The 25490-nt window shown below is 67.1% G+C and carries 20 protein-coding genes; 18 read left to right on the top strand and 2 right to left on the bottom strand.

Features of this window, described 5'->3' with window-relative positions; all coding sequences use genetic code 11:
* Positions 1-6 precede the first annotated feature (6 nt).
* The 10 genes from IHV25_RS00200 (at position 7) to panC (ending at position 12029) form a co-directional block, all read left to right on the top strand.
* Entirely contained in the window at positions 7-765 is a 759-nt protein-coding gene (locus IHV25_RS00200) for a competence/damage-inducible protein A (protein WP_338048557.1), read from the top strand.
* A gap of 563 nt (positions 766-1328) precedes the next feature.
* Entirely contained in the window at positions 1329-3125 is a 1797-nt protein-coding gene (locus IHV25_RS00195; protein ID WP_192532966.1) for a flagellar hook-length control protein FliK, read from the top strand.
* Positions 3126-3139: 14 nt separating this feature from the next.
* Positions 3140-4078, top strand: a complete 939-nt coding sequence (locus IHV25_RS00190; RefSeq protein ID WP_192532965.1) for a flagellar hook assembly protein FlgD — start codon at positions 3140-3142, stop codon at positions 4076-4078.
* A gap of 187 nt (positions 4079-4265) precedes the next feature.
* Positions 4266-6773: a flagellar hook-basal body complex protein gene (locus IHV25_RS00185; protein ID WP_192532964.1), complete on the top strand. Its 2508-nt coding sequence runs from the start codon at positions 4266-4268 to the stop codon at positions 6771-6773.
* Positions 6774-6895: 122 nt separating this feature from the next.
* The gene (locus tag IHV25_RS00180; protein WP_197974898.1) at positions 6896-7615 is read left to right on the top strand and encodes a ThiF family adenylyltransferase; all 720 of its coding nucleotides are present in this window, start codon (positions 6896-6898) and stop codon (positions 7613-7615) included.
* An 88-nt stretch (positions 7616-7703) separates the two neighbouring features.
* Positions 7704-8243, top strand: a complete 540-nt coding sequence (locus IHV25_RS00175; RefSeq protein WP_192532963.1) for a hypothetical protein — start codon at positions 7704-7706, stop codon at positions 8241-8243.
* Positions 8244-8595: 352 nt separating this feature from the next.
* A complete protein-coding gene (locus tag IHV25_RS00170; protein WP_192532962.1) occupies positions 8596-9243 on the top strand; it encodes a hypothetical protein in 648 nt (215 codons plus the stop codon).
* The gene (locus IHV25_RS00165; RefSeq protein WP_192532961.1) at positions 9243-10019 is read left to right on the top strand and encodes an NAD kinase; all 777 of its coding nucleotides are present in this window, start codon (positions 9243-9245) and stop codon (positions 10017-10019) included. The genes IHV25_RS00170 and IHV25_RS00165 overlap by 1 nt, the downstream gene beginning before the upstream one ends.
* Positions 10020-10160: 141 nt before the next feature.
* Entirely contained in the window at positions 10161-10982 is an 822-nt protein-coding gene (panB, locus tag IHV25_RS00160) for a 3-methyl-2-oxobutanoate hydroxymethyltransferase (RefSeq protein ID WP_192532960.1), read from the top strand.
* Between the two features lie 72 nt (positions 10983-11054).
* On the top strand, positions 11055-12029 hold the full coding sequence (panC, locus tag IHV25_RS00155) for a pantoate--beta-alanine ligase (protein WP_192532959.1): 975 nt from the start codon (positions 11055-11057) through the stop codon (positions 12027-12029).
* A 372-nt stretch (positions 12030-12401) separates the two neighbouring features.
* On the opposite strand, the gene accC is transcribed toward panC, so the two are convergent.
* Together accC and accB are read right to left on the bottom strand one after the other, a co-directional pair.
* Positions 12402-13742 (bottom strand): acetyl-CoA carboxylase biotin carboxylase subunit, encoded by a 1341-nt coding sequence (accC, locus tag IHV25_RS00150; protein WP_192532958.1) that lies wholly within the window; start codon positions 13740-13742, stop codon positions 12402-12404.
* A gap of 53 nt (positions 13743-13795) precedes the next feature.
* Positions 13796-14251 carry an acetyl-CoA carboxylase biotin carboxyl carrier protein gene (gene accB / locus IHV25_RS00145; RefSeq protein ID WP_192532957.1) on the bottom strand — a complete coding sequence of 152 codons (456 nt, stop codon included), beginning with the start codon at positions 14249-14251 and terminating at the stop codon, positions 13796-13798.
* Between the two features lie 299 nt (positions 14252-14550).
* On the opposite strand from accB, the gene IHV25_RS00140 reads away from it, so the two are divergent.
* From IHV25_RS00140 to IHV25_RS00105, 8 genes are all read left to right on the top strand, one after another.
* Positions 14551-14826, top strand: coding sequence for a hypothetical protein (locus IHV25_RS00140; RefSeq protein ID WP_338048556.1), 276 nt, complete (start codon positions 14551-14553; stop codon positions 14824-14826).
* A gap of 200 nt (positions 14827-15026) precedes the next feature.
* Entirely contained in the window at positions 15027-15386 is a 360-nt protein-coding gene (locus tag IHV25_RS00135; protein ID WP_192532955.1) for a cell division protein ZapA, read from the top strand.
* A gap of 1068 nt (positions 15387-16454) precedes the next feature.
* Positions 16455-17072: a 5-formyltetrahydrofolate cyclo-ligase gene (locus IHV25_RS00130; RefSeq protein WP_338048555.1), complete on the top strand. Its 618-nt coding sequence runs from the start codon at positions 16455-16457 to the stop codon at positions 17070-17072.
* Positions 17069-17893, top strand: coding sequence for a TIGR00282 family metallophosphoesterase (locus IHV25_RS00125; protein ID WP_192532954.1), 825 nt, complete (start codon positions 17069-17071; stop codon positions 17891-17893). The genes IHV25_RS00130 and IHV25_RS00125 overlap by 4 nt, the downstream gene beginning before the upstream one ends.
* 474 nt (positions 17894-18367) lie before the next feature.
* Complete coding sequence (bchF, locus tag IHV25_RS00120) at positions 18368-18874, top strand: 2-vinyl bacteriochlorophyllide hydratase (protein WP_420825410.1); 507 nt, start codon at positions 18368-18370, stop codon at positions 18872-18874.
* Positions 18871-20148 (top strand): ferredoxin:protochlorophyllide reductase (ATP-dependent) subunit N, encoded by a 1278-nt coding sequence (locus IHV25_RS00115; RefSeq protein ID WP_192532952.1) that lies wholly within the window; start codon positions 18871-18873, stop codon positions 20146-20148. Before bchF ends, IHV25_RS00115 begins: the two co-directional genes overlap by 4 nt.
* 4 nt (positions 20149-20152) lie before the next feature.
* Complete coding sequence (gene bchB / locus IHV25_RS00110) at positions 20153-21763, top strand: ferredoxin:protochlorophyllide reductase (ATP-dependent) subunit B (RefSeq protein WP_192532951.1); 1611 nt, start codon at positions 20153-20155, stop codon at positions 21761-21763.
* Positions 21738-25448: a magnesium chelatase subunit H gene (locus IHV25_RS00105; protein WP_192532950.1), complete on the top strand. Its 3711-nt coding sequence runs from the start codon at positions 21738-21740 to the stop codon at positions 25446-25448. The genes bchB and IHV25_RS00105 overlap by 26 nt, the downstream gene beginning before the upstream one ends.
* Positions 25449-25490 lie beyond the last annotated feature (42 nt).

Genomic DNA, 25490 nt, shown 5'->3' with positions numbered 1-25490 from the left:
CTGACGGTGAAGGGTACAATTCACGCGGCACTTGTCATTATCGGCGACGAGATCCTCTCGGGGCGCACGCAGGACCGGAACGCGGCCTATATCGCGGGAAAGCTGAATGCCCGGGGGATCGCCCTGCGCGAGATCCGGGTGGTGCCCGACGTGGAGGAGGCCATCATTGAGGCCGTCGGGGCCCTTCGCGCGCGCAACCGCTATGTGTTCACCACCGGCGGCATCGGCCCCACCCACGATGACATCACCACCGCAACCATCGCCAAGATGTTCGGCCGCGCTGTGGTCCGCAATGCGGAGGCCGAGGCGGCTCTGGCCCGCCACATGATCGGGCGCGCCACCTTGAACGCGGCCCGGCTTCGCATGGCCGACATCCCCGAGGGGGCCGAGCTTCTGGAAAATCCTGTGAGCGGCGCTCCCGGGTTCCGTCTGGAGAACGTGTACGTCCTGCCCGGGGTGCCCCGGATCATGCAGGTCATGTTTGATTGTCTCGTGGAGGGGCTGGAGCAGGGCCTTCCCATCCTGTCCGTCACGGCAGGGGGCTACGTGCGCGAGGGCGAGATTGCCGACGTGCTGGCCGAGATCCAGGACCGCTACCCCGAGACCGCCATCGGCAGCTATCCGTTCCTGGAGGACGGCCGCCCCGGAACGCGGGTGGTCCTGCGCGGGACCAATGCGCGGGCGCTGCGCGACGGGCTTTCCGAGACCGTGGCGCTCTTTCGCACCCACGGCGAGGAGCCGGATGTAAGCGGCGACGCCGTCTGATCCCTTGCACGCTGGCCCGCGGGCCGGTGACGCTGTCTGATCCGCACGCTGGCCGGTGATGCGGCCTGATCCCGGGCGCGGACAGGCTGGCCGATGTCCGGCGCTGGGCGCGGGGAGGCCTGCGGGCACTGCCTCGCGGCGCCTTTCCCTGGGCTCCCCTCGGGTGGCCCCTTGTCCGGTCCCGGGCTCCCCGGTGTCGCACAGGCCCCGTCCCGGCGAACTCCCGTGCCCCTTTGTTCCCGCGGTCGTGTTTGCGTTGTCTTGGCTGCTCTGTCCTGGCTGCTCTGTCCTGGCTGCCCTGTCTCGGGCCGTCCTTTCCCGCTCCGGCGCCGGTGCATTTTGGTCCGTGCAGGCAGGTTTTGCCGGGCAGGGCAGGGGGAGCTCCGCCCGCCGGTGGGGCGCCCGCCGGTTTTGCAGTCTCACGAGACTCGGCAGGAAACCCCCGGAATGTATGGGAATGCCAGGCTTTTTCGAGTTTGGCACGATGTTTGCTTCTCTGGTGACAGAGGGCGCTTTCGGGCGCCCGCCGGGTTTGTTTCACGCCAGCCAGGGGGCTTCGACCAATGGAAGTGAATGGCATCATTCAGGGGAAGGGTGCGGCTGTTGCCCAGAGCGGCACGGCTGGCGGTCCCTCGTCCCGGAAAGAGAACAGCGCTGCCGAGCTTTTTCAGGCCCTTCTGGATGCCCGCTCCGAGAGCCTCGGGTCGAAATCCGTTGAGGTGGACCTGCACCGGAAGATGCTCCGGGACATGGAGCGCTCCAGCAGTGCCCGCAAGGACAAGGCCGCGGCGCCCGCCCCGGCACCGGCTCCCGCCCGGGCAGCCGCCCCCGAGGCCCCGAAGCCCCGCGAGCGCGAGCGCACGGATGCCTCCGGCCCCGCCCAGACCGCGGCCCCGGCCCGTCCCTCAGAGGCCGCTCCTCAGGAACCGTCCGCGCCCGCCGTCGGAACCGGGCTTGTGGAGGCCTCCACCCTTGTGACCCTTGGCGCCGCCCTGACCGACGTTGCGCCTGTTTCCGGAACGCCCGGGGATCCGGCCGCCGGTGGGGTTACCGGTGGACCTGCGGCACCGGTGGACGGTCTGCGGGCCGGAAACCCGGACGCCATGACCGGGACCGGCACACCCGCCGACACGGCCGGGAAGGCTGCGCTCACCCAGGCCCAGGCGGCGACCGAGGCCCCCGCGCCCGCGGCGCCGGAGCCGGTTCCGACAGAGGTCTCGCCCCGCGCGGACCGCACGCCCTCCGGCCCGGTTCCGGGAACGGTGGCGGGCACCGCGACCGCTCCCTCCGGCACGTCAGCCCAGACCGCTGATCCGGCGGTGCAGGCCCAGGCCGCCGATCTTGCCCGCTCCCTTGATGCGGACAGCCGTCTTGATGTGCGGGTCCGGGTTACGGACCAGGGCGCCCGGGGCACTGCCGCCCGGAGCGCCGAGGCCGACACCGCGCGCCCGGTGGCCGAGCCCGCCTCCTCCGGCACCGATACGGGCGGGCAGCAGACCGCGCGGGACGGCTCCGGGCTCAACCGGAGTCCGGCCCAGCAGACGGTTGTGCAGCAGGCCCAGGCCTCGAACCTGGGGCAGAACACAAACCCCGCGGCGGCTGCGACCCAGGGCCCCGCATCCTTTGAGAAACTTCTGGCCGAGCGTCAGGCGGCTGCCAAACCCGAAGCAGCCCGCACGGACGCGCTGCGCACCGAGGCCCGCAAGGCCGAGACCGCTGCCACCGTGCGTCAGGCCGCCGGGACCGCGTCGGCGACGTCATCCGCCCCGGCTGCCGGAGCCGCACGGGCCGGCGCGGGCGCCGAGATCCAGTCCGCCCAGATGGCTGCGCCCCAGTCCTCCGGGCGTCCGTCCGACGTTCCGCAGGTGGAGCAGGCCACGCGCACAGCCCCCCGGTCCCACACCCCTGCCCAGGCGAGGGCCGTGATCGACCAGGTCCGGGTGAATATCACCAAGGCCCTGGACCGGGGTATGGACGAGATCCGCATCCAGCTGCGTCCCGCGTCCCTGGGGCGCGTTGAGGTGAAGATGGATCTGTCGTCCGAGACCGGGCAGGTCCGGGCCGCGATCATTGTGGACCGGCCGGAAACCCTCGAGATGCTGCGCTCCGACCAGCGGACGCTGGAGCGTGCCCTTCAGGACGCGGGCCTGAAAACCGACAGCAACGGCCTGAGCTTCGAGCTGCGCAGCCAGCAAAACGATGAAGGCGGCCGCCGCCAGGGCGCGGGAGGCCCGGGACGGCTGGCAGGGATGGACGACGCGGATGCCGCCGCGGACGAGGCCGTCCTGCTTCAGGATGATATGGACCAGCAGCGTCTTGCCCGCGCCCGTGCCCGGGGCGGTGTGGACGTTCGGGTCTGAGCGGAGAACAGAACATGGTGCAGTCAACCGCCACGAGCTTTGTCAATTCCTCGGTCCCGAATGGACCGATGACCCAGTCCACAAAGGACCAGATTTCCTTTCTGGGGAATTTTGACACCTTCCTGAAGCTCCTGATCACCCAGATCCGGAACCAGGATCCCCTGTCCCCGATGGAGTCCAGCGAGTTCACAAACCAGCTGGTGCAGTACGCCTCGGTGGAGCAGGCCATCCAGACCAACAAGAACCTCGAGACCCTCTCGGGGCTGACGGTGGCCAACCAGGCGGCTCTGGCCACGAACTACCTGGACCAGTGGGTGGAGGCCCCCACGGACGCCATCACCCTCCAGGATGGCGAGGCCCTGTTCACGTACTACCTGCCTGTGGAGGCGTCGAGCGTGAGCCTGACCATCCACACCCTGGACAAGAAGTTCGTCCGCTCCATCACCGGCAAGGACGCCGGGGACTTGCTGACCCAGGGCATGCACAAGGTTCTCTGGGACGGAACCGACGAGGGCGGCACAAAGATGAAGGATGGCGCCTACCGGGTGACCCTGACCGCACGCGACGAGACGGGCGCGATCATCTACCAGAGAGACGCCCAGGGCCGCGAGATCCTGGATGCGAACAAGGCCAAAGTCCCCCTGACCCCCAACGCTGTGGGCCGGGTGACCGCCTACACCACCGACTCCCAGGGGGGAACCAAGATCGCCATGGGCGAGAGCGCGGTGGACCTGGCCCACGTGGTGGGCGTGTTCCGCAAGCGGCCCGACGAGGGTGCCGTCAAAATGGGCGTGCCCCCCGAAAAGCCGAAGGACGAGGCCAAGGACAAGGATGCGGACAAGGACGCGGCAAAGGCCACAGACACAGACAAGGACAAGGCGAAGGCCGAGGACGCGGACAAGGGCAAGGACAAGACCGCGGACGCCGACAAGGACAAGGACAAGAAGGCCTAGGGATCCCGGGACACCGCTGCCGAGACCGGGGACAAGAAGACCCCGGGCCGCGGCGGGTCCAGGACAGGACCGGTACAGTTTCACGGAAGACAGGGGGCCCGTCCCCGCATTCCCGCACTTTTTCAGGTTTTGAGCCCCGGGGCAGACACGGTTTCCCCCACCGGGCGGACAGGCAGGAGCAAGCAAGATGGCATCGCTGTATGGAGCGCTTTTCTCGGGTGTGTCGGGGCTTCAGGCCCAGACCGTCGCCATGGGCGCAATCGCTGACAACGTGACGAACATCAACACGGTCGGATACAAGTCGACGGACACCCAGTTCCAGACCCTTGTGACCCAGCAGATCTCCCGCTTCAACTATACGGCGGGCGGCGTGCAGGCGCGTCCGCGCATGATGATCGAAAACCAGGGCATGCTTCAGGCCACCACCAACCTGAACGACGTGGGTATCGCCGGCTCGGGCTTCTTTGTGGTGTCCCCCGGCCCCAACACCGGGACGTTCCTGTACACCCGGGCGGGCTCGTTCCAGACGGACCAGAACGGCTACTTCGTCAACGCGGCAGGATACTATCTCCAGGGCTGGCCGCTGATGACCTGGGACGGGGATCCGTCGCGGGAAACCATCAAGATCGGTGACGATGTCTACATGCGCGCCTACCCCACCGAGGAGGGCGTCATCCGGCCGATCCTGTCCAACGACATGAGCCCGGAAAACCTGCGGCCCCTGAACGTGGGCGTGCTGGGGAGCTCGGCCGAGGCCACCCGCAACATCAAGCTGAGCATCAACCTTCAGGGCGATGCCAAGGTGGGCGTGGCGCGGCGGGTCAACGTTCCCATGTATGACTCGCTGGGCATTGGCCACAGCCTGTCCTACAACTGGACGAAGGTGGGCAGCCAGCGCTGGGATTCGTTTATCGATCCGCCCAGAGGGGCCTACAGCATCCAGCAGAAGTCCCAGCTCGGCAAGGTCTACGAGTCCTCCGGGCGCCTTGATTTTACCGAGAAACCGGCCGCCGGTTCTGACCTCAAGGTGACGCTGAATGGGAACCAGTGGACGCTGAAGTTTATCGATTCGGCTTCGGGTGGTACCGCGAATCCGCTGAACCAGTCGGAGGGAGATGATCCTTCCGATGCCGGGGCGCCCAACGTCATCTCGATTGATGTGAGCAGCCAGCAGACCCTCCCGGCAATGATCGACAAGGTGGCCAGGGCCCTCCATCTGGCCACCTGTTACGAGGCCCGCACGAAGTACAAGGACTCGGCGGCCGAGGTTCTGGCGCAGGGCAACGTTGACACAGCACAGCAAGGTGTGACCAGCGCCGACAAGGCCCTTGCCAAGGCGAAGACTGAACTGGTCATAGCAATAGCCGCAACGGCCTATGATGCCAGCTATGATCTGACGCTTACGCCGGCGGACTCGGGATACAATGCGGTAAAAAAGGCAGCAGGAGACGCCAGGGCCGCGGCCATTGCCGCGAATCCTGCCTACGTTGCGGGCTATGATCTGACACTCACGCCGACGGATGCGGGATACGATCAGGCGAAAAAGACCGCCGGTGACAACGTTATGGCCGCAGTTGCCGCAACGTCGGTCTATGATGCAAATTATGATCTGACCCTCGCGCCGGGGGCGCCGGGATATGATGCGGCAAAGAAGGCCGCGGGTGATGCGGTTCAGCCCTTTCAAGCTGCTGTGACCACTGCCCAGAAAGATCTGGCCACTGCCAAAACGACCCTTGCGGATGCCAAGGCTAAACTGGACAAGGTGAAGGTGACCGGTTCGGTCAAGACGGTGACGGGTGGCAAAACCGTCCCCGCCACCTGGGTGGAGGCCAAGACCGCCGACCAGGCCGTGATCATGCGCAACGCCTTCGGTGTGGACATGGTGGTTGATACCGCCAATACGAGAAATACAGCCGGAAAATCCGCCGTCCTTCAGGTTAATCCCCTCAAGGATGACGGGAGTGACGTCGCACCCTGGACGATCCTCGCCCTCGACCTGCGCGATGCGACCATTGACACGACCGCACTGAAGCCGCAGGACTGGCGCGGAGCCTGGATCAACCGCAATGATCAGGGCAAGATCGTCGCCACCAACGAGAACGCCGCCGACTACCCGTGCGCCCTGTGGTTCGACGGTTCGGGCAACGTGATGAAGATTTTCGGGACCGACAAGGAAGGCGACACGGACCCCACCACCAACATCGACATCGCCTGGGCGAACGGCTCGGCGGCCCAGAGCATCAACCAGTGGCTGGGGAACTACGGCGCCAAGGACGGCATGCAGCAGCTGGACAGCGCCTTCGTGGAGCACTACAAGACCCAGGACGGCAAGAAGTTCGGCAACTTCCAGGAAATCGAGATCTCCCCGGAGGGCATCGTCATCGCCAAGTTTGACAACGGCGTGCGGCTGCCCATCTTCCAGATCCCGCTGGCCACGTTCATGAACGGAAACGGACTTGCGGCCGTCACCGGCAACACCTTTATCGACACGTCCCAGTCCGGTCTGCCCACCTTGCGCGAGGCCAACTCGGGTCTTGCGGGCAAGACCAACCAGGGAACCCTGGAGGCCTCCACCGCTGATATCGGCACGGAGTTCACGAACATGATCACGACCCAGCGGGCCTACTCGGCTGCGACGAAGATCATCACCACCTCCGACGACATGCTGAACGAACTGGTGAACATCAAGCGCTAGTGCGCTGCGAGATCCCGTGCTCCGGACGAAGAATTCGTCCGGCCCCGGGTGCCCCGGCGCGAACGCCGGGGCTTTTTTATGTCTGTTCCCCCGCACGTCCGGGGTCTGGGAAAGGAACGCCTGTGGATCTGTCCCGTATGGAAATGGTTCTGGGCCCCGATGCGGTCGACGCCCTGCGGCGCTCCTCCGCTCTGGTGTTCGGGATCGGTGGCGTGGGCTCCCACGCGCTCGAGGCCCTGGCGCGCTGCGGCCTGGGGCGCATCGGGCTGGTGGATTTCGACACCATCGCCGCCTCGAACATCAACCGCCAGATCCCAGCCCTTGTCGGGACAGTGGGGCAGCTGAAGGCCGAGGTCATGGCCCAGCGCATCCGCGCCATCAACCCGGACTGCCAGGTGCAGGTGGACACCCGCCGCTATGAGCCCGGCGGGTTCGGGGCGCTCTTTGGCCCGGGGTATGATGCCGTGATTGATGCGGTCGATGACGTGGCGGCCAAGGTGGACCTGTGCCTGGAGACCCGCGCGCGGGGGCTTCCGTTCGTTTCGGTCATGGGAACGGGGAACAAGATCGCTCCCGAGTTCCTGACCTGCACTGACATCGCCCGCACCGAGACCTGCCCGCTGGCCCGGGTGGTCCGCAAGCGCCTGCGGTCCGAGGGGGTCACGTCGGGCGTGCGGGTGATCTGGTCGCGGGAGATGCCCCGGCGGTGGAACCCGGAGACGGCGGTGCCCGGGAGCCTGACGTTTGTGCCGGCCTCGGCCGGGCTTCTGGCCGCCTCGGTGATTGTGCGCGATCTCCTGGCCCGCGCCGGACACCTGGCGGATCCGCCCCGGGCGTCCTGAGTGCACACGGCCCGAACCGGTGTACACACGGCGGTTCTGCGGGTTACCGGGCCGGGGCGCAAAAGAGAAAGGGTGTCGTGGAATGGGAGTGAAGACGAAAATCGGGTGCGGCGTCGCAACAGGACTGCTTTTGGGCTGTCTCGTCACGATCGCGGGTGTCGTGGGTTTGACGATCTACAATGACCTGCCCGTGGAGTTCGAGGCCGGAGCGCCCATTGTGCCCCACGAGGACGATGACGTCATGGTTATCGGGTTTTCCAATGACACTGTGGACGTAACGGCCCAAAGATCGGCCTCCGGCGCCCCGTTTTCGATTCTGGTGACGTACCGCTCCGGCAAGAAACCGCGACACTGCATCAGGCCGAAAGATCTGGATGGCCTCCTGGACCCGCTGGCCAGGATCGTTGCACGGCGCACTGTACCGCTGCCCGGGTTTCCCGAGACCTGGCCGACCGAGCTGGGACTGTTGGAAATCAAGCGGGGCGCTGTGGATTTTATTTCCTGGCCCGTTGTTGTCCGTCAGGCCCGGGACGGACGGATTGCCGTGAAGATCTATGACAGTGCGGCGGAGGTGGACCTGGATCCCCGGGTTCTTGAGAAACTCCAGCGTCTGTGTGACCCGCCGTGACGACGCCTGGGACCCGTGTCCCGTGCACATCACAGACAGCGGGGTGACTGCCTGGGGATCACGAGCGGGTGCAGCCAGCCGGACCGCGAGTGTGCTGGCGGTGTGCTGTCGCGGCTTCTGGAGCGCGCTTCTCTCCGGCAGAGGGAAGGGGCCCGGGTCGCGCCGGGGTATGGAGCGCTGGTCTAGATTGCTGTTCTGGACCCTGTGTCTGTTTCGTCGGATGTGCGCGCCGGGGCGCAGAGGGCAGGGGCGTCCGAACGATGATTGTCTTGCCCCCTCAGAGTCGGTTAGAATTGCTTTCAACGACGGTTCGGGCATGCCCTGTGGAAACTCCGTGTGGAAGACGGCGACAATGACTCTGAAGACGATCGCGGGCGTGATGGTCCCCGCCTTTCAACGATCAGGATCCCGGGGGCGGGGAGGGCGGTCCGTGGGCCGTGAGGCCCTGCGCGCCGCTGCGCTGTCCCGCAGTGGGCCCGGTTTGCATCGTGGCGCCCGGACCGCTGCCCACCGTGGTGCCATGGTCGGTGCCCTGGCCGGTGCCCGCTCGGGCCCCCGTTCCGGCTCTCCGGTCGGCAGGGCAGAGGCCCCGTCCGCCCGGTCGGGGGGCTGGTCCGGCTTTCGCGTGTCCGCCCGGTCGGCGGCTCTGGCGCGGGGGCTGGCGGTGTGGGCCCTTCTGGCCGCCGTCCTGGTCCTGGGCCTGCCCGCAGAGGCCGGCGCCGGCAACCGCAGCATCCAGATCGTGAACGCCTCGAAGGAGGCCTACTGCTATGCCTATCTCTCGCCCCGGGGGCAGGAGAACTGGACCGAGCTGAGTTTTGGCACCAGCTGCATGGGCCCCGGCGAGACCTGGAGGCTTCCCCTCGTGGACGACACGGTCGGCCAGTGGGATCTGCGCCTGAGGAACGACAGCGGAGACTACCGCGACTATCCTCCCATCGAGGCGGCCACAACGATCAAGCTGACCCTTCTCGACAACGGTCTGTGCAAGGTGAACTGATGCCGGCCTCCGATCCCCTGCGTATTGCGTTTGTCGCGGCACCGATTGCCGCAGCCCAGGAGGCGATCGGGCGCCTGAAGGCCCGTTATGAGTGGGTTCCCCCGTCCGAGGCCAACATCATCGTGGCCCTTGGAGGGGACGGGTTCATGCTGGAGACCCTTCACGCCCATCTCCAGAGCCGCGTGCCCATTTTCGGCATGAACCGGGGGTCGGTCGGCTTCCTGCTGAACGCCTATTCGGAGGACAACCTTCTGGAGCGCCTGCGGTGCGCCCAGCCCGTCACCCTTCACCCCCTGGAGATGCACGCCACCACCGTGGACGGGCAGAAGGTGGTGGCTCTGGCCATCAACGAGGTCGCCCTGCTGCGCGAAAGCCGCCAGGCCGCCATCTTGCGCCTGATCGTGGACGGAAAGGTCCGGCTGGAGGAACTGGTCTGCGACGGGGTTCTCCTGTCCACCGCGGCCGGGTCCACGGCCTACAATGCCTCGGCTCACGGGCCCATCCTGCCGCTCGGGGCCAATGTGCTGGCCCTGACCCCCATCAGCGCCTTTCGTCCCCGGCGCTGGCGCGGCGCCGTGCTCCTGAACCGGGCCCAGGTGGTGATCGAGGTTCTGCAGCGGGAGAAGCGGCCCGTGTCCGTGTCCGCCGACTTTACCGAGGTGCGCTCCATCGAGCGGGTGGCCATCCGGGAGAAGCGCTCGATCTCCCTGAACCTGCTGTTTGATCCGGAGCACAACCTCGAGGACCGGATCTTGAACGAGCAGTTTATGAATTAGGTGCCCTGTGTCCGCTTTTCGCGGTTTCTCCTGCAAAGGGCCTGAAAAGCGCCACATTGGTACCTTTTCCTTCCCCTTTGCCGGTGGAGCGGGTACAAGAACCCGCTATCCGGGACCGCTCGTGGGGGGGAGCTTCTTGAAATGAGCGCTGCAGGAGAGAAAATCAAACGCTTCAGCGTGAACGACGTCCTTGCACGGAAAGGCGGGACGCCGCTCGTGTCGCTGACGGCCTACACGGCGCCGATGGCCCGGTTGCTGGACCCCCACTGTGACTTCCTTCTGGTTGGGGATTCCCTGGGCATGGTGGTCTACGGCATGGACACCACCCTGTCCGTGACCCTGGACATGATGATCCGCCACGGGGCGGCCGTTGTCCGGGCCTCGCGCCGCGCCATGGTCGTTGTGGACATGCCCTTCGGCACCACCGGCGAGGGCCCCGGCGTCACCTTCCGCCACGCGGCCCGCCTTCTTGCCGAGAGCGGCGCCCAGGCCGTGAAGATCGAGGGCGGCGAGGAAATGGCCGAGACCGTCGAGTACCTGGTTCTGCGCGGCATTCCCGTGATGGGTCACATCGGCCTTCGGCCCCAGATGGTGAACGTCATGGGCGGCTACCGGACCCAGGGTCGTGACGCCCGCGCGGCCGAGCAGATTGTTGCGGACGCCCGCGCCCTGGAAAACGCCGGTGCCTTCTCCATCGTGATCGAGGGAACCGTTGCGGCGCTGGCCCGGGAGATCACCCGCACGGTGACTGTGCCGACCATTGGTATCGGTGCCTCGGTGGAGTGTGATGGCCAGATCCTTGTGGCCGAGGATCTTCTGGGCCTGTTCACCGAGTTCACGCCCCGTTTTGTCCGCCAGTATGCCTCCCTTGCCGGGGAGGTTGACCGGGCGGTTGCCGCCTACGCCGACGATGTGAAAAATCGCCGGTTCCCCGGTACGGCCGAGATGGTTGCGCCCCTCTAGGGGGCAGACCGGCCTTTTTGTTCCTGTTTTTTCCAGCCGATTTGTCCTCAACTTTTTCGAGACCGCTTCTTCATGACAAATGCACAGAACGAGACGTCCGGCTCCTCCCGTCCGACTTCCGACCTGGAGGTCGTTCACGACACCGCGGCCCTGAGGCGGAAAACCATGGCCTGGCGGGCCCAGCGCCTGAAGGTCGCCCTGGTGCCCACCATGGGAGCCCTGCACGAGGGGCACCTGGCGCTGGTTCGCATGGCTCTGGAGCAGGCGGACAAGGTGGTTGTCTCCGTCTTTGTGAACCCGACCCAGTTCGGTCCGGGCGAGGATTTCGAGCGCTATCCCCGGTCCCTGGAGGATGACGCGAAGAAGCTCCGGGAGGTCGGCGCCAGCATGCTGTATGCGCCCTCCGTGGAGGACATGTACCCCGAGGGCTACGCCACCAACGTCACGGTCGAGGGGGTCTCCCGCGGGCTGTGCGGGGATCGCCGCCCGGGCCACTTCCGGGGCGTGGCCACCGTGGTGACCAAGCTCCTGATCCGGGTCATGCCCGACATTGCCATCTTCGGCGAGAAGGACTACCAGCAGCTTCTGGTGATCCGCCGTCTGGCGCGGGATCTGGACATACCGGCCCGCATCGTGCCCGCGCCGACCCAGCGGGATGCCTCCGGCCTTGCCCTGTCCTCGCGCAACCAGTACCTCACCGACGAGGAACGGGAAATCGCCCCCCTGTTCTACCGCAGCCTGGTCAACATCTCGAAGTGCATGATGTCCGACGTGGAGCGCGAGAAGTGCGGCATCCAGACCCGGGGCCTCCAGAAGTGCATCGACTGCGCCAAGATTGCCCTGTCGAACGCCGGCTTCACCGCCATCGACTACATGGAGCTGCGGGACGCCGACACCTTCGAGCCGGTCACCGAGGTTGATCCCTCCCGTCCGGCGCGGCTTCTGGGCGCGGTCTACCTGGGGCAGACCCGCCTGATCGACAACGTGACCGTGCCCTTCACCGGTGACGACAGCGTTGCCCCCTGGTGCGGCTGCTGCAGCCACTGAGGCACTGCGGGAAGCGGGGTCGCGAGCGCGCCGGGCCTGTGCGGGTCCGTGGGGCTTGCGGCTTTCCCCCGCGCCCGGATCCCGTCCGGTTGCTGGGTGGTTACCCTCGGATCCTTCCGGGAGCGCGCCCAACAGGCCCCCGCATTCCCCAGGGGGCCCGGGCGGTTCCCCCGGGGTCCAGGGCGGTTCACCCGGCTTCCCCCAAAGATCCCTCTCAGGTGCCGTTCGGCCCCCTTGCATTCCCCTGAAGATCCGTCCGGGAGCGTGCCCAACAGCCCCCTGGATTTCCCCTGATCCCCGAATGCAAAAAAGCCCGGCTGCGTGAGCGGCCGGGCTTTTTCTGTGTCCTGGTGGACGGTTCGGGCAAGGGCCTCAGCCCCCGTCCACAAACCGCTCCAGCCAGTGGATGTCGTAGGCCCCGTCCAGGAAGTCGGGGGAGCCCATGAGCTTGCGGTGGAGGGGCAGGGTGGTCTTGATGCCCTCGATCACAAACTCGTCCAGAGCGCAGCGCAGGCGCATCAGGCACTCGTTCCGCGTGGCCCCGTGGACGATCAGCTTGGCAATCATGCTGTCATAGTAGGGGGGGATGCGGACGCCCTGATACAGGCCCGAGTCCACACGCACGCCCATGCCGCCGGGCTGGTGGAAGTCCGTCACCCGGCCCGGAGAGGGCGCGAAGGTTTCCGGATCCTCGGCGTTGATGCGGCACTCGATGGCGTGGCCGTAGAAGCGGATGTCCTCCTGGGTGTAGCCCAGGGGCGCTCCGGAGGCGATGCGGATCTGCTCGCGCACCAGGTCGATGCCCGTGATCATCTCGGTGACCGGGTGCTCCACCTGGAGACGGGTGTTCATCTCGATGAAGTAGAACTCGCCGTTCTCGTAGAGGAACTCCATGGTCCCGGCGTTGGTGTAGCCCAGGTGCACGACCGCCTTGCGGGCGATCTCGCCGATGCGGGTGCGCTCCGTCTCGTTCAGGGCGGGGGAGCGGGCCTCCTCGAGAACCTTCTGGTGCTTGCGCTGGAGCGAGCAGTCACGCTCGCCCAGGTGCACGGCACCGCCGTGGTTGTCCCCCAGGACCTGGATCTCGATGTGCCGCGGCGCGCCCAGGAACTTCTCCATATAGACGTCCGGGTTGCCGAAGGCGGCGCCGGCCTCCGCACGGGCGGTGCGGAAGGCCTCGTCGATTTCCTCGTCGCAGGTGGCGACCTTCATGCCGCGGCCACCGCCTCCGGCTGTGGCCTTGAACAAGATGGGGTAGCCGAACTCGCGGGCCAGCTCCCGGGCCTCGGCCTCGCTGCGCACGGCGCCGTCCGAGCCGGGGACAACGGGCAGGCCCGCCTTGATCGCGGCGCGCTTGGCCTGGATCTTGTCCCCCATCATGCGGATGATCTCGGGGGTGGGGCCGATGAAGGCAAAGCCGTGGGCCTCCACCATCTCGGCGAAGTCCGCGTTCTCGGACAGGAAGCCGTAGCCCGGGTGGATGGCGTCCACTCCGGTGATGGTGGCGGCCGACAGGATCGCTGCCGGATTGAGGTAGCTTTCCCGGGAGGAGGGCGGGCCGATGCACACAGACTCATCGGCAAGGCGCACATGCATGGCCTCCGAGTCCGCCGTGGAGTGGACGGCGACGGTCCGGATCCCCAGCTCCCGGCAGGCGCGATGGATGCGCAGGGCAATCTCGCCGCGGTTGGCGATAAGTACTTTCTCGAACATAAGGCGATATCCCTGAAGCCGGATACAAGGACGCGGAGGGAAGCGTCCGCGCTTTACTCGATGATGACGAGCGGCTCGCCGAACTCGACCGGCGTGGCGTCGTCCACCAGAATGGCGGCAACGGTGCCGGAGCGGGTCGCGCGAACCGGGTTGAACGTCTTCATGGCCTCGATCAGGCAGAGGGTCTGGCCTTCGGTGACCCGGTCTCCGGTGCGGATGAACGGAGGGGCACCCGGCTCGGGAGCGTGGTAGATCACGCCCACCATGGGAGCCTTGACGGCGCCGGGGTGGTCGCCCGGGTCGCCGGCTGCGGCGGCCTGGGGGGCGGGAGCTGCGGCCGCGGCGGCCACGGGGACAGCAACCGGTGCGGTCGCCTGAACCGCCGGCGCGGTTTTGGCAACCCGCAGGCGGACCTTTCCGTTGTCGTACTCGATTTCGGTCAGGCCGGTTTCAACCAGAAGGTTCGCCAGCGTCCGGATGGCTTCGCTGTCGATGGCGGGATTCGACATGGGGAGTTCTCTCTTGCTCGGTTCTTTTCAGGGGCCGTCCCGCCGGACGGGATCGGCATGACGTGAAGGATCTCTTTGAACGTAGGGTTCATACCATGGAACGGGGCAACCGCAACAGGGGGTAACGCCCTTGAATCGCCGGCGTTATCGTTAATTTTGGCCGGATTGGGGGTTAATCTTCCGTAATGTTGCGGTGCGGCCGCCTCCGGGCCGGGCCGGAACGTTGACCGGCAGACGTTTCGCGGGCATAGTTCGCCGGAGGCCCCACGGGGCAGGAACGACCAGGCAAACGGGGCAGGGTGTTGGAGAAGGAAATCGCGATTTACAAGCTGGACCGCATCGAGCAGGCCCTGGACGGGCTCAGCCGGGCGGTGGACAGGCTGGACGCTGCGACCATCGGACTGAAGGAGCCGCGCGATCCCCGGGACGGGTTCCCCTCGTCCCAGGAGGAACAGCTGCGGCGCGAGATCGAGGATCTGCGGGCCAACTACCAGAACCTTCTGACCATATCCGACACGGTCTCCCGCCGGGTCGAGAAGGCGATCGTCCGGGTGCGGGGCGTTCTGGGCTCCTGAGGAACCGGGCCTTGCGCTCCCCGGCCCGCCCGGGCTCGCGGGCCCTGTCTGTGGAAGGCCCGGTCTGTCCGGTCAGGCCAGGAGCCGGGCGCAGGCCCATGTGCCCCCCGGAAAAAGAGCGTTTTTAGAAATCCCGGGACGTGTATACTTCCGGACGAACCCCAAGGAACCGGACTTCCCAGTATGAGGCCAGGACGATTATGCCCACCCTTCCGATACAGATAAACGGCAAGACGTACCGCATCGCCTGTGAGGACGGCCAGGAGGAGCATCTTGTCCGGCTCGGGCAGTACGTGGACCACCGCTGCCGCCAGCTTCTGTCCTCTGTGGGCCATGTCCACGAGAACCTGATGTTCGTGATGGTGTCCCTGCTGATCGCCGACGAGCTGTCGGACGTCTCGGCCGAGCTTCACGACCTGCGCAAGGCCCTGGGGGCCGGGCCGGACGAGGACGGGGACGGTCCCAGCGCCCGCGAGCTGGCCGAGGAAAAGCTGGCCCGGGTGATCGAGCGTCTCACAAGCCGGATCGAGGGAATCGCCGAGGGGCTGGAGCGCACCTGACGCTCCCCTGACACCCTTTCCTGACACCCGTCCAGGGCTCGGGGAGTCCGGTCGGCTTGGCGTGCGAAAAACCCGTCCCGGCGGAGAGAATTTTTCGTCGGACCCTTGCGAAAATCCCGCCTCCCGACGGCAATAAATTTTCGCCGGACCCTTGCGAAAATCCCGTCTCCCACGGCGATAAATTTTCGCCGGGCCCTTGCGAAAATTCCGCCTCCCACGGCGATAAATTTTCGCCGGACCATTGCGAAATCTCCCCGTCGGGGTTAGTATAAGACTGTGCGGACGCTGTTGGATGCGTGAGGCAAGCACACTCCCGGGGGCTATACGATTCTTTTCGGGAGCTGTCCCTGACCGGACCCTGGTCCGGCCATATGGCGCCCACGTAAGTGCCTGCGGCCCGAGTGGAGGTCGCGTACCCACGGTCTTTATGGCGGCCGCACACCTAACTCCTTTTTTCTTTGGGTCTTCAAAGGGCTGCGGTGTTTCCGCCGCCCTTCTTTTTTGCCATGATGGCGGCTTGCAGTGCGCTTGCGCCGCCGTGGGCGGGCATTGCCCCGGACGGTGCGGGGCAGGATGTCCGCGCATCGGGCTCGGTGCGCCGCGCCCGGGGAGCGCGCGGGGCGCCCGTTCGGGGTGATGCGGGGGAGGATGACCCGCAAGCCGGACGCCGCGGGCTTGGGGTCCGCTGTTTTACCCCTCTCCTGGCGCCAGCGTGGTCTGGCCGGGAGCTGCCCGGTCCGTTCGCAGAGTGCTGCCGGGCTGGCGGAGGCATGGATCCCATGGGGCTGCGGTACGGTAACGGCGCACGCGGGCCGTATCTGTGTGCGGAAGCGCGGAGTGTGTGCAGGCTGCATGTGGCGCACACGTCGCGCGTATGGGATGTGGCGCGCACCCGGGGCGCACCCGGCGCCTTTGCGGGGTGCACGCGGGCATCCGGGGGCGGGGGAGTGCGGCGGTTGGCCGCCGGTCCGGCACCCGGCGCCTTTTTGGAGATCCGGATGCGAATCCGGACACACGATGTGCGGGAGGCCCGGGCCCCGTGCGCACGCGATCAGAGGGAGGCTCCGGGTGTCCGGCGCTCAGATCATGGACAAGACCGGCCTGCGCCGCCTTTTGCGGGCTCGCCGTCGTACCTTTTGCGCAGACCACGGCGAGGCGGCCGCCAGGGCCCTGGTGCCCTTCGCGCTGGAGCGCTTTGCCCCCCAGGGCGCGGGCGCGGTTGTAGCCGGGTACTGGCCGATCCCCGGCGAGGTGGATCCCCGGCCGCTCATGCGGGCGCTCGAGGACCGGGGCTACCGCCTTGCCCTTCCGGTCATTCGGGATCCGGGCTCATCTCTGGGCTTTCGCGCATGGACTTTCGGGGATATCCTTGAGGCCGGTCCCTGTGGGGCCCTTGAGCCCCCGGCGACGGCTCAGGCGGTTGTTCCGGATCATGTTCTGGTTCCCCTTCTGGGGTTCGACCGGACCGGTGGCCGTCTGGGTCAGGGCGGGGGCTATTACGACCGCACGCTCGAGGCTCTGGCCGGGGCGGGCGGGCAGGAGGTTCGCACCCTTGGGCTGGCCTTTTCCTGCCAGCAGGTTGAGGGGCTTCCGATGGAGCCCCACGACCGCAGGCTGGAGGCCGTGGCCACCGAGTGCGGCCTGTTCGATTGTGGAGAAACGTTCCTGAAAGCGGGTGCGGAATGAGGATTTTGTATTTCGGGGACGTGGTCGGGCGCACGGGTCGTGACGCTCTCCTGAACGTTCTTCCGTCCATGCGCGAGCACTACCGGGCGGACCTGGTGGTGGTCTGCGCTGAAAACGCGACCCATGGGTTCGGGCTCGGCGCCAAGCATGCCGAGACCTTCCTCGCGGGCGGCGTGGACGTGATCACCATGGGCAACCACGTCTGGGACCAGCGCGACCTGATCCCCTATATCGACCGGGAACACCGGGTGATCCGCCCGGCCAACTTCCCCGAGGGCACGCCCGGTGTGGGTGCGGTAGTCGTGGACGTGGGCCGGGGGCGCAAGGCTCTGGTGCTTCAGGTCATGGGGCGCCTGTTCATGGAGCCTCTCGACTGCCCCTTCCGGATTGTGGACGAGATTCTGGCCCGCCACCCCCTCTCGGGCCGGGTGAACGCCATCGTGGTGGACGTCCATGCGGAGGCCACCAGCGAGAAAATGGCCATCGGGCACTACTGCGATGGCCGGGTGTCCCTTGTGGTGGGTGGCCACACCCACGTGCCCACGGCCGACCACCATATTCTGGCCGGCGGAACGGCCTACATGACCGACGCCGGGATGTGCGGCGACTATGATTCGGTCATCGGCATGGTGAAGGGCTCGTCCATCCACCGTTTTGTGCGCAAGACCCCGACCGAGCGGCTCACGCCTGCCGAGGGCGCGGCCACAGTCTGCGGGCTGTTTGTGGAGACCGACGAGCGGACCGGCCTGGCCCTGGCGGTCGAGCCCATTCGCATCGGCGGCAGCCTGACGCCCACCGGATTTCAGGGAGCCGCGCCCTGAGGCCGTCGGCCGTCGGGGCCTGACGCTCCCCTGACGGGCGCCGCCGGGTTCGGCCCTGTCCGGTGGCCGGGTGTTCTTCGGTCTTGACCTGAAATGGTTTTTGGCACCGGCCCGGTGTTCGTCGGCGGGCCCGGCGTCCGGCCCGGTGCCGGTCCCGGCACGCGGCGGGCTGGCACTCGCCATCCGGGCTGGTCCCGGCGCCGTGCGCGAACCCGTCCGGATTGAACGGATCCCCGTCCCTGTTCCCGGCGTTGCAGGGGGCGGTGCCCCGGCCCGCACCCGTCCCGGCAGCACGCGCCGAAGCCGTGCGCCCGGGCGGCTTTCCCCCACAGTCCGGTTGACACCGTGCAAGGGGGGCCTCTAGTGTATCGCCCCGAGCGGGCCCCCGTCCCGGGGCCCATAGAGCGACGGCTCCCGCCTCTTTTTGTCCTGTGCCGGACCTGGGAGGCGACCAGCAAAAGTGAGGCAGTCTTGGTGCAGGGTCCTCTCTACACGCCCGAACAAAGGGCGCGGCGCGACCAGTCCCCCTGGACAATCGTCCAGGCGATTCTCGCGCCCCTTCAGTTTCTTGTTTTTCTCGTCAGTCTTGGCCTTGTGGTTTACTACCTGGGCATTCCCGATGGGGAGGCCGCGAAGGAGAGCGCCTTCCTGTGGGCGACGGTCTCCATCGTGATCAAGACCCTGATCCTCTACTCCATCATGGTCACCGGAGCCATCTGGGAGAAGGTGGTGTTCGGCAAATACCTGTTTGCCCCCGCGTTCTTCTGGGAGGACGTGTTCTCCATGCTTGTGATCGCGCTGCACACGGCGTACCTGGTGGCGCTGTTCACGGGCGCGGATCCGTTTGTCCAGATGATGATCGCTCTTGCGGCCTACGGCACGTATGTCATCAACGCGGGGCAGTTCCTGTGGAAGCTCCGCATGGCCCGGCTTCAGGGCGCCCGTGAGGACGCCAAGCGCCGCGCCGGAGCGAGTGCATGAGCGCCATCACGCTGAACGGGGTCGAGGCCCCGTGTCCGGAGGCCTACCGCGACCGTGGGCCCCGGTCCGTTTTCTGCGGCCTGACGTCGGTGGTGTGGATGCACCGCAAGATCCAGGACGCCTTTTTCCTTATCGTGGGCTCGCGCACCTGTGCGCACCTGATCCAGTCGGCGGCGGGGGTGATGATCTTCGCCGAGCCCCGGTTCGGCACCGCTGTCCTCGAGGAGCGTGACCTGGCCGGAATGGCCGACGCCCAGGAGGAGCTCGACCGGATCGTGACCCGTCTTCTGGAGCGCCGCCCGGATATCCGGCTGCTGTTCCTCGTGGCCTCGTGCCCGTCGGACGTGATCCGGATCGACCTCAAGCGCGCGGCCCACCGGCTGAGCGGGCGTCTTGCGCCCAAGACCCGGGTGCTGGCCTACACGGGCTCGGGCCTGGACACGACGTTCACCCAGGGCGAGGATTCGTGCCTTGCCTCCCTGGTGGCCGAGCAGGCCGAGCCGGCGGACAGCGCCGGTCGCTCCCTCGTGGTGGCCGGGTGCCTTCCGGATGTGGTGGAGGACCAGTTCCGCCGCCTGTTCGAGGCCATGGGCGTCGGGCCTGTTCATTTCCTGCCGTCGCGCACGTCCGAGCCCCTGCCTGCGGTGGGCCCCGAGACCCTGGTTCTGGCCGCCCAGCCCTTTGTGGGCGAGACGGTCCAGGCGCTGGAGCGTCGCGGCGCGCGCCGGCTGTCGGCCCCGTTCCCCTTTGGCGAGGAGGGTACGACCCTCTGGCTGAAGGCCGCGGCGGACGCCTTCGGCGTGGATCCGGCGCGGTTTGACGAGGTCACGGCTCCGGGCCGGGCGCGGGCGAAAAAGGCGCTCGAGCATCACCGGGAAACCCTCGAGGGCAAGACGATCTTCTTCTTCCCGGACTCCCAGCTGGAAATTCCCATGGCCCGTTTCCTGGCCCGGGAACTGGGAATGCGTCCGACGGACATTGCCACGCCCTACTTCAACCGGTCCCTTCTGGATGCGGAGCTCCCCCTGCTGGGCTCGGACCCGTGTCTCAGCGAGGCCCCGGATGTGGACGAGCAGATGGCCCGCTGTCTGGACCTGAAGCCGGACCTGACGGTCTGCGGTCTGGGGCTGGCCAACGCGCTGGAGGCCCAGGGCCGCGTCACCAAATGGTCCATCGAACTGGTGTTCACGCCGGTTCACGGATACGATCAGGCGGGCGACCTTGCGGGAATCTTTGCCCGTCCTCTCGTTCGCAAATCCCTCTTGAAGGTGTGACAGCATGCACTTGACGGTCTGGACTTACGAGGGACCGCCCCACATGGGGGCCATCCGGGTTGCGTCGTCGATGAAGGGCGTCCACTGCGTCCTTCACGCGCCGTCCGGGGATTCCTACGCCGACCTTCTGTTTACCATGGTCGAGCGCCGGCCCTCGCGCCCGGCGGTGACCTACAGCAGCTTTGACGCCCGCGACATGGGCGGGGATTCCGCCGCCCTGTTCCAGGACACCCTGAGAAAGGCCTACGAGCGCTTCAGGCCCCAGGTGATCCTGACGGCCGAGACCTGCACGGGCGAGCTTCTCCAGGACGATCCGGGCGGGCTCGGAAAGGCCGTGGGCCTGCCCGTGCCCGTGGTGCCCCTCAAGCTGCCCTCGTACATGCGCAAGGACAACTGGGGTGCCTCCGAGGCGTTCCACTCCCTGGTGCGCGGCATTGCGGGGCCCAAGGCTCCGCCGGGGGGCAAGCGTCCGCCCCGGCCCGAGGGGGCAGCCCCCTCGTGCAACATCCTGGGCCCGATTTCCCTCGGATTCCGGAACCGCGACGACGTCGAGGAGGTCCGCAAGCTGCTGGACCTGTGCGGCGTCCGGGTGAACGTGGTCGCGCCCCTCGGGGCCAGCGCCCATGACCTGGCGCGCCTGGGCGAGGCGGATTTCAACGTTGTCCTCTACCCCGAGATTGCCGACACCGCCGCCCGGTTCCTGGAGCGCGCGTTCGGCCAGCCCTCGGTGCGCACGGTGCCCATCGGTGTGGGCGCCACGCGGGACTTCCTGGCCGAGGTCGCCCGGGTGGCGGGGCTGGAGACCGTCCCCGCGCTGGACGATCCCCGCCTGCGGATGCCCTGGTATTCCCGCTCGGTGGACTCCAACTACCTGACAGGAAAGCGTGTTTTCCTGTTCGGCGACGCAACCCACGTGATGGCCTGTGCCCGGGTTGCCGCCGAGGAGATGGGGTTTGCCGTGGTGGGGCTTGGGACGTACTCCCGGGAGTTTGCCCGGGACGTGCGGGCCTGCGCCGAAAAGTACGGCGTCGAGGCCCTGATTTCTGACGACTACCTGGAGGTGGAGGCCGCCATTGAGGAGGCCCGCCCGGAGATCGTTCTGGGAACCCAGATGGAACGCCACATTGCCAAGCGGCTGGGTGTTCCCTGTGCGGTGATCAGTTCGCCCGTCCACGTCCAGGACTTTCCGGCCCGCTACGCACCGCAGATGGGTGTCGAGGGAGCAAACGTACTGTTTGATACCTGGGTCCATCCGCTTATGATGGGGCTGGAAGAACACCTGCTTGGCATGTTCCGTGAGGACTTCGAGTTCCACGCGGGCGCCGGTGCGTCGCACCTTGTGGGGGGCGTTGTCCCCCGCGGCGACGAGGCACTGGCAGAGCCCGCGACCGCTGTGGCGGAAGCCGACGGGGACAGCCCGTCGTCCGCATCCGGCGGGGCCTCGGGTGACGGGGCGCCTGTCTGGGAGCCCGAAGCGGAACGCGAGCTGAAAAAGATCCCCTTCTTCGTACGGGGGAAGGCACGTCGTAACACGGAGCGCTACGCTGCGGAACGCGGTCTTGCGCGCATTTCTATAGAGACGCTCTACGATGCAAAAGCCCATTTCGGAAGCTGACCGGCGCGCGCCCCTGCGCGTCGTTATTATCACCCTGGACGGGCACCTTGCCGGTGCCGTCGCACGGGCCCGCGCGGATCTGGTGCGGGACATTCCGGGGATCGAGCTGAACATGCACGCCGCCGTCGAGTGGGCGGACAATCCCCGTGCCCTCGAGCAGGCGGTTGCGGACGTCGGCCAGGCCGACATCATCGTCGCCACCATGCTGTTCCTGGACGACCAGATCCAGGCCATCCGGCCCGCCCTCGAGGCGCGCCGCGACCACTGCTACGCGCTGTTCGGTGCGCTGGCGGAGGGGCAGATCGTCAATCTGACCAAGATGGGCGACTTCACCTTCGAGGGCGCGAACCGCGGCCCCCTGGCCATGCTCAAGCGCCTGCGCGGCGACAAGGGCAAGAGCTCGGAGGGCGGCGCAAACCAGATGGCCATGCTCAAGCGGCTGCCCAAGCTGCTGCGCCTGATTCCCGGCAAGGCCCAGGACCTGCGGGCCTATTTCATCGCGCTCCAGTACTGGCTGGCCGGGTCCGACGACAACCTGGTCAACATGGTCCGCTTCCTGATCGACCGCTACGCACGGGGGCGCCACGCCCACCTGAAGGGCACCCTCAAGCCCGCAGCGCCGGTGGAGTACCCGGAAACCGGTCTCTACCACCCGCGGCTCGAGACCCGGGTGACGGACGACCTCTCCCATCTGCCGGCGGTGGATGGCTCGAAGGGAACGGTGGGCCTTCTGCTGATGCGCTCCTACGTTCTGGCGGGCAACACCGAGCACTATGACGCGGTCATCACGGCCCTCGAGGAGAAGGGCCTGCGGGTCATTCCGGCCTACGCGGCCGGGCTCGACAACCGCCCGGCGGTCGAGGAGTTCTTCTTCGACAAGGCGGGCCGTCCCACCATCGACCTGCTTCTGTCCCTGACCGGGTTCTCCCTGGTGGGCGGACCGGCCTACAACGACTCCCACGCCGCCGAGGAGATCCTCTCCCGGCTGGACGTGCCCTACATGACCACCATGGCGGTGGAGTTCCAGACCCTCTCCCAGTGGAAGGAGTCGGAGCGCGGCCTGATGCCCGTGGAAGCCACCATGATGATGGCCATTCCCGAGCTGGACGGCTGCATCAACCCCATGCTGTACGGGGGCCGGGCCGATGGCGCCGACGACCGGCAGGGCCACGAGATGTGCGCCGAGCCCGAGCGGGTCGAGACCCTGGTGGGCCGTGTGCTGAAGATGATCCGCCTGCGCCGGAAGGCGCGGCAGGATCGCAAGGTGGCCATTATCCTGTTCAACTTCCCGCCCAACGCGGGGGCGACGGGAACGGCGGCCTATCTTTCGGTCTACGAGTCCCTGTTCAACACCCTCAACCGCATGAAGGCCGAGGGCTACGACGTGGGCGAGGTTCCGGAAAGCCCGGACGCCCTGCGCAAGATGATCCAGGGCGGCAATGCCTCCAAGTTCGGTGCGCCTGCCAACGTGCATGTGCGCATCCCCACGGACGACCACGTCCGGCGCGAGAAGTACCTGGCGGACATCGAGGCCCAGTGGGGCTCGGCTCCCGGCCGTGACCTGACGGACGGCGCCACGATCTTTGTCCTGGGCCAGCAGTTCGGGAATGTGTTTGTGGGCATCCAGCCGACCTTCGGCTACGAGGGTGACCCCATGCGCCTTCTGTTCGAGCGCGGTTTTGCGCCCACCCACGCGTTTGCGGCGTTCTACCGCTACCTGCGCGAGGTGATGGACGTGGACGCGGTGCTGCACTTCGGCATGCACGGCGCGCTGGAGTTCATGCCCGGCAAGCAGACGGCCCTGTCCGGCAAGTGCTGGCCCGAGCGTCTGATCGGGGATCTGCCGAACTTCTACTTCTACGCCTCGAACAACCCGTCCGAGGGCTCGCTGGCCAAGCGGCGCGGGTCGGCCACGCTCATCACCTACCTGACGCCCTCCGTGACCGAGGCCGGTCTGCACAAGGGGCTCCAGGAGCTCAAGTCCTCGCTCCAGCGCTGGCGCTCCAGCGGCCCGGACGACGACGAGAGCGAGCGTTTCCGCATGATCGACGTGATCCAGGCCCAGGCCGCCGAGCTGGAACTGGCCGAGGCCGAACCCCTCTGGGGCGAGGATGCGGCTCACAAGGTGGACGAGCTCTGGACCAAGCTGCTTGAGGTCGAGCAGACCAACATTCCCTTCGGCCTGCACGTGATCGGCAAGCCGCCGTCGGCGGACGAGCGCAAGGATCTTCTGGGCGCCATGTGCGAGGCGACCCACGGCTTCAAGGCCTCGAAAGAGGATCTGGACCGTCTTTTCGCCGGGGAGAAGCCCGAGAAGATCGCCGGAAAGGACGAGAAGGCCCGCGAGGCCTGGGCGGATCTGGCCCGCATCAACGGGCTCCTGTCCGAGGATCACGAGCTTCCGGCCCTGGTTGTGGCGCTGGACGGCCGCTATGTGCGCCCGGCCCCCGGCGGCGACCTGCTGCGCTCCCCCGCGGTTCTGCCCACGGGACGCAACATGCACGGCTTCGATCCGTTCCGCATTCCGTCGCGCTACGCGATGGAGGACGGTCGCCGTCACGCGGACCTGATCATCGAGCGCCACAAGGCGGACAACGGTGGCGCCTGCCCCGAGACCGTCGCCATGGTCCTGTGGGGCGCGGACAATCTCAAGAACGAGGGTGTCCCCGTGGCCCAGGCCCTGTCCCTGATGGGCACGCGTCCCCGGTTCGACAACTACGGGCGCCTGTGCGGGGCGGAACTGATCCCGGCCGAGGAGATGACCCGTCCCCGCGTGGATGTGGTCATGACCCTGTCGGGCATTTTCCGCGACCTTCTGCCGCTCCAGACCCGTCTGCTGGCAGAGGCGGCCCTGCTTGCCGCCCGCGCCGACGAGCCCGACGAGATGAACTTCGTGCGCAAGCACACCCTGGCCTACATGGCCAAGCAGGGCTGTGACTTCGAGACGGCCGCGCTGCGGGTGTTCTCGAACGCGGACGGAGCCTACGGCTCGAACGTGAACCTGCTTGTGGACTCCGGGCGCTGGGAGGGCGGCGACGAGCTGGCCGACACCTTCACCCGGCGCAAGAGCTTCGCCTACGGGGTCAACGGTCGCTCGCAGGCGCAGGCCGAGCTGTTCCAGACCATGCTCTCGGACGTGGACCTGGCCTACCAGAACCTGGAATCCATGGAGCTGGGCGTCACCACCATCGACCACTACTTCGACACCCTGGGCGGCATCTCCAAGGCCGTGTCCCGGGCGAAGGGCGGCGAGGAGGTTCCGGTCTACATCGGCGACCAGACCAAGGGCGACGGCAAGGTCCGCTCGCTGGCGGAGCAGGTGGCTCTCGAGACCCGCACCCGTGTCCTGAACCCCAAGTGGTACGAGGGCATGCTGGAGCACGGCTACGAGGGTGTGCGCCAGATCGAGGCCCACGTGACCAACACCCTGGGCTGGTCGGCGACCACCGGGCAGGTCGCGCCCTGGGTCTACCAGCACATCACCGAGACCTTCATGCTCGACGAGAAGATGCGCGAGCGTCTGGGCAAGCTGAACCCCCAGGCCTCGGCCCGGGTGGCCAACCGCCTGCTGGAAGCCCACGAGCGCAAGTACTGGGAGCCCGACGAGGCCACCCTGGAAGCGCTTCGCAACGCTTCCGAGGAGCTCGAGGACGCCATGGAGAACGTGTCGGAGGACGCCGCCTAGTGCGGCGTTCCCCCTTCCGCTCATTTACCGTTTTTTCAAGGA

The sequence above is a fragment of the Phaeovibrio sulfidiphilus genome, from assembly GCF_014861485.1.
Taxonomy (GTDB): Bacteria; Pseudomonadota; Alphaproteobacteria; order Rhodospirillales; family Rhodospirillaceae; genus Phaeovibrio; species Phaeovibrio sulfidiphilus.
This window is presented reverse-complemented; position numbering and strand designations above follow the sequence as displayed.

What these genes read in the sequence shown, in the direction of transcription:
- panB (WP_192532960.1), top strand. Translation starts at nt 10,161, where the DNA reads ATGAGCGCTGCAGGAGAGAAAATCAAACGCTTCAGCGTGAACGACGTC.
- IHV25_RS00135 (WP_192532955.1), top strand. Translation starts at nt 15,027, where the DNA reads ATGCCCACCCTTCCGATACAGATAAACGGCAAGACGTACCGCATCGCC.
- IHV25_RS00190 (WP_192532965.1), top strand. Translation starts at nt 3,140, where the DNA reads ATGGTGCAGTCAACCGCCACGAGCTTTGTCAATTCCTCGGTCCCGAAT.
- accC (WP_192532958.1), bottom strand. Translation starts at nt 13,742, where the DNA reads ATGTTCGAGAAAGTACTTATCGCCAACCGCGGCGAGATTGCCCTGCGC.
- IHV25_RS00105 (WP_192532950.1), top strand. Translation starts at nt 21,738, where the DNA reads ATGCAAAAGCCCATTTCGGAAGCTGACCGGCGCGCGCCCCTGCGCGTC.
- IHV25_RS00185 (WP_192532964.1), top strand. Translation starts at nt 4,266, where the DNA reads ATGGCATCGCTGTATGGAGCGCTTTTCTCGGGTGTGTCGGGGCTTCAG.
- IHV25_RS00165 (WP_192532961.1), top strand. Translation starts at nt 9,243, where the DNA reads ATGCCGGCCTCCGATCCCCTGCGTATTGCGTTTGTCGCGGCACCGATT.
- panC (WP_192532959.1), top strand. Translation starts at nt 11,055, where the DNA reads ATGACAAATGCACAGAACGAGACGTCCGGCTCCTCCCGTCCGACTTCC.
- accB (WP_192532957.1), bottom strand. Translation starts at nt 14,251, where the DNA reads ATGTCGAATCCCGCCATCGACAGCGAAGCCATCCGGACGCTGGCGAAC.
- IHV25_RS00125 (WP_192532954.1), top strand. Translation starts at nt 17,069, where the DNA reads ATGAGGATTTTGTATTTCGGGGACGTGGTCGGGCGCACGGGTCGTGAC.
- IHV25_RS00195 (WP_192532966.1), top strand. Translation starts at nt 1,329, where the DNA reads ATGGAAGTGAATGGCATCATTCAGGGGAAGGGTGCGGCTGTTGCCCAG.
- bchB (WP_192532951.1), top strand. Translation starts at nt 20,153, where the DNA reads ATGCACTTGACGGTCTGGACTTACGAGGGACCGCCCCACATGGGGGCC.
- IHV25_RS00115 (WP_192532952.1), top strand. Translation starts at nt 18,871, where the DNA reads ATGAGCGCCATCACGCTGAACGGGGTCGAGGCCCCGTGTCCGGAGGCC.
- IHV25_RS00170 (WP_192532962.1), top strand. Translation starts at nt 8,596, where the DNA reads ATGACTCTGAAGACGATCGCGGGCGTGATGGTCCCCGCCTTTCAACGA.